1 protein-coding gene is annotated in these 533 nt (G+C 44.5%); it reads left to right on the top strand.

Annotation, left to right across the window (positions count from 1 at the left end; genetic code table 11):
- Window positions 1-297: 297 nt before the first annotated feature.
- A partial coding sequence (locus tag CIK04_RS27095; RefSeq protein WP_142995027.1) for a MarR family winged helix-turn-helix transcriptional regulator occupies window positions 298-533 on the top strand: 236 nt, incomplete at its 3' end.

The following is a 533-nucleotide window of genomic DNA, read 5'->3' as shown; positions in this document are numbered from 1 at the left end:
GGCTAATACCCTAACAGAAATCACACACCAAATGCAAATTACCACCGAATATCCGGTCTAAAACTCAATTAACGGAACAATATGACAAGTAAAACGGCACAACAAATAATTCGACATCTAAACATTACACAACGAAGTGAAATTTACCAAAAGATGCGCTAAAATGGGCTTCTTATTGCCTCGTCCATTTCAAATGCCTCCCCTTGATGTATACAGGGATTCAACGACTTAGGATCGAGTCAATCGCGATATGTACAAATCCCCCCCCCMACAGTAAAATCGGATAGGCTGGCCATAGTGGAAAAACATGAAGAAGTCCTGATCGCAATTCGTCAAATCATTCGCGCGATCGATCTCCATTCAAAGAAACTGAACAAGGTGTCTGGGCTGACCGCGCCACAGCTTATCTTGATGCGGGCCATAAAAGATCTGGGTGAGGTGACCATCCGTCAGTTGTCTAATCACACCAACATGAGCCAAGCCACGGCGACAACTATTCTTGATCGCCTAGAAAGGAATGGTCATGTGCAGCG

The sequence above is a fragment of the Vibrio sp. 03_296 genome, from assembly GCF_002265885.1.
Note: the sequence above shows the minus strand (reverse complement) of the source record. Positions and strands in the feature narration are given on the sequence as shown.